Origin of the sequence: Piscinibacter sp. (assembly GCF_050175855.1) — a bacterium.
Classification (GTDB): Bacteria; Pseudomonadota; Gammaproteobacteria; order Burkholderiales; family Burkholderiaceae_C; genus Piscinibacter.
Genome location: NZ_JBFXIO010000515.1, coordinates 1 through 2,977, shown reverse-complemented (window position 1 = coordinate 2,977; position 2,977 = coordinate 1). Strand labels below are relative to the sequence as shown.

The 2,977-nt window shown below is 70.3% G+C and carries 4 protein-coding genes; all 4 read right to left on the bottom strand.

Annotated features, from left to right (window positions below; genetic code table 11):
* Positions 1–34: 34 nt before the first annotated feature.
* On the bottom strand, positions 35–1,087 hold the full coding sequence (locus AB7U92_RS24890) for an SPFH domain-containing protein (protein WP_428583186.1): 1,053 nt from the start codon (positions 1,085–1,087) through the stop codon (positions 35–37).
* 90 nt (positions 1,088–1,177) lie between these two features.
* Complete coding sequence (locus AB7U92_RS24885) at positions 1,178–1,870, bottom strand: exosortase C-terminal domain/associated protein EpsI (RefSeq protein ID WP_428583184.1); 693 nt, start codon at positions 1,868–1,870, stop codon at positions 1,178–1,180.
* Positions 1,867–2,757 carry an exosortase B gene (gene xrtB, locus AB7U92_RS24880; RefSeq protein ID WP_428583182.1) on the bottom strand — a complete coding sequence of 297 codons (891 nt, stop codon included), beginning with the start codon at positions 2,755–2,757 and terminating at the stop codon, positions 1,867–1,869. Before xrtB ends, AB7U92_RS24885 begins: the two co-directional genes overlap by 4 nt.
* The coding region (locus tag AB7U92_RS24875) for a hypothetical protein (RefSeq protein ID WP_428583180.1) at positions 2,757–2,977 on the bottom strand (221 nt) is incomplete at its 5' end. The genes xrtB and AB7U92_RS24875, both read right to left, overlap by 1 nt.

The window sequence follows — 2,977 nt, the reverse complement described above, 5'->3', positions numbered from 1 at the left end:
CGGGCTTTGCTCGGTGGCCAAGACGCCTTCGCGCTCAGACCAGCTTCTTCAGCAGCTCGGCCTTCTTCGCCTCGAACTCCTCGGCCGTCAGGATGCCCTTGCCCTTGAGTTCGGCGAGCTTCTCGATCGTCGCCATCACTTCCTCGGGCTTCACGCCGACGACCTGCGCGGCCGCACCGGCCGCCTGCGCCGCGCCGCCCTGCAGGCCCTGCTGCAGCTGCTGGGCCATCACCTGGCCGAGTGCCACGCCGGCACCCAGGCCCATCGCATCGCCGACCACGCCACCGCCGCCCCCGCCGGCACCCGCGGCGCCTTCGGCGAACTTCGGGATCGCCTGCGCCGTCTGGTACTGCATGAACTTGCCCATGTCGTTGCCGACCATGCCCATGCCGATCTTCTGGTCGAGGATCTTCTGCAGCTCCTCGGGCAGCGAGACGTTCTGCACCGTCACCGCCTCCAGCTTCAGGCCGAGCTTCTCGAAGGCCGGCGCGGTGGCCTGCTGGAGCTGGCTGGCGAACTCGATCTGGTTGGCGGCGAGGTCGAGGAAGGCGATGCCGCTGGAGGCCACCGCATCGGAGATGTGCTGCAGCATCAGCGCGCGCAGCTGGCCGTCGAGCTCGGCGACGGTGTAGGCGTCGCGCGTACCGGAGATCTCGGTGTGGAAGGCCTTCGGGTCGGCGATGCGCCAGGCGTAGTTGCCGAACGCGCGCAACCGCACAGCGCCGAAGTCCTTGTCGCGGATGGTCACCGGCTGGGTCGTGCCCCATCGCTGGTCGACCTGCTGGCGCGTGCTGAAGAAGTAGACGTCGCTCTTGAACGGGCTCTGGAACAGCTTGTCCCAGTTGTTCAGGTAGGTGAGCACCGGCAGCGTCTGCGTCGTCAGCTTGTACATGCCGGGGCCGAACACGTCGGCCACCTTGCCCTCGTTGACGAACACGGCCATCTGCGACTCGCGCACGGTCAGCGAGGCGCCGTTCTGGATCTCCCGGTCGGCCATCGGGAATCGCCAGGCCAGCGTGCCATCGCCCGCCTCCGTCCACTCGATGATGTCGATGAACTGTTTCTTGACGAAATCCATCAGCGCCATGTGGCCCTCCCAGGTCGAACGTCGATGAAAGCCGGCGCAGGGCGCCGGGGCCCGCGGATCATAGTGCGCGCCCCTGGGCGCGCAAGGGCTTCAGGCCAGGCGTGGCGAACCCGTCACGAAATCGAGCTGAGCCGGCGCCAGCGCCTGCGCCATGGCGGCCGCGAAGCGCGCATGCAGGCGGAAGGCCTCCGCGCTGTCGGGGTCGATGGTGGAGATACGCACCAGCAGGCCCGCGGTGGCACGGCGCTGCCCCATTCGGCGCAGCCGCTCGAGCCAGCCCTGGGCGCGCGCGGACAGCGCCTCGCCGTCGACGATCGTCCAGTAGGTGATCGGTTCGGGGCGCCCCGGCATCTGCGCCACCAGCCGAGTCACCGGAATGCGCCGGCCCTCGAGTTCCAGCGTGGCGTCCGTCAGGTCGCCGACACGGAAGCCGCTGCCCCGGTAGCAGACCTCGGGGCGGTGCAACTGCATGTCCGACGATTGCGCGCCGAGGTAGGCCACCGAGAGCATCACGCGTGCGCCGCTGCCGTGCACGAAGGTGCGCTCCAGCACCTGGTCGTAGAAGCCGACCTGGCGTCCGCGGGCGTCGGCGGCGCGAACGAAGGCCGCGGCCTCGCGGTCGAGCGACCATTCGCCGAACCGCTCGGGCAGCAGCCGATCGAGATCGACGCCGGAGCCCTCGCCCGGCGCGTTTGCCGCCGGGCGCAGCCACCAGGCCGCCGCGGCGGCGCCCGCCATCGCCGCGCCCAGGCGCAGCGCGTCGCGCCGGCTGGCGCCGCTCATCGCGTCCCCCCGGGCGCGGGCAGCAGCCGGCCGAGCAGCGCATCGACCGCGATCACGAGCACCAGCGCAACGAGGAACAGCACCATGCCGGCGAAGCCGTGCAGGAAGCCCTGGCCCGCGGCGTCGCCGAAGTGATAGGTGACCAGCGCCAGCACCATCACGCGCACGACGTTGGCGCAGAACGCGATCGGCACCACCAGCACGGCCAGCAGCGTGTTGCGCAGCGTCGAGCCGTGGTTCATCAGGTTGGTGTAGAGCAGCCCCATCGCCTCCAGCGTGAACATGGTCTGCAGCCCGGCGCAGGCCTCGTTGACCAGCAACTGGTACTGGCCGACGGTGATGACCACACCCGACAGGCCGACCGGATAGCCCACCACCGCCAAGGCATGGGCAGCCACGTAGGACACGGCGGCCTTCAAGGGGCCGGTCACCGCCAGCACCATCGGGAACGGCAGGGGAATCGCGAACAGCAGGAAGAAGAACGCGAACCAGGCGCGCCTCAGGGCTGCGAAGCCCTTGAAGTACAGCAGCAGCGCGGCCGGCACCAGCATCAGCGAGAACAGCTCCAGGAGGAACACGCCGAGCCAGCGCCCGCCGAGGTAGACGAGCAGCGCAAAGGCGAACAGCGACAGCCCCGGCCACTTCGTGCCGGCCGCCGGCAGTGCCGCCAGCGCCTCGCGCCGAAGCCACACCAGCCAGGCCGAGATGCCCAGGATCAGCGGTTCGTGGCCCTGCGTCTCGCGCAGCCAGGCGCCTTGCGACCAGTCCCAGGCCACGGGCAGCACGAGCACGACGAAGCCGGTCAGCAGCCAGAGCAGTGCCCGGACATCGACGCCCGGCCCGAATGGGCCCGGGCCACCTCGCGCCATGCCGCCGGCCGAGGACATCAGCGCGCGGGCGAGGCGCCGGCGGCCGGCGCCGATGCGGCGAGGTTGGGGTAGGCGATGCGCGCGTCTGCACGCAGCTTCTTGATCGAGTCGGCCACGGCCTGCGACTTGCGCTGGTTGCCGATGTAGGCGGTGATCGCGCCCTGCGCCTGGCGACGACTGACCGGCGCCTGGATCGCCTGAAGCACCGTGTACACGCGGGCGCTGCCGCCTTGGGTGA

Excerpts from the sequence above, each read along its gene's own strand:
- AB7U92_RS24885 (WP_428583184.1), bottom strand. The coding sequence starts at position 1,870 with ATGAGCGGCGCCAGCCGGCGCGACGCGCTGCGCCTGGGCGCGGCGATG.
- xrtB (WP_428583182.1), bottom strand. The coding sequence starts at position 2,757 with ATGTCCTCGGCCGGCGGCATGGCGCGAGGTGGCCCGGGCCCATTCGGG.
- AB7U92_RS24890 (WP_428583186.1), bottom strand. The coding sequence starts at position 1,087 with ATGGCGCTGATGGATTTCGTCAAGAAACAGTTCATCGACATCATCGAG.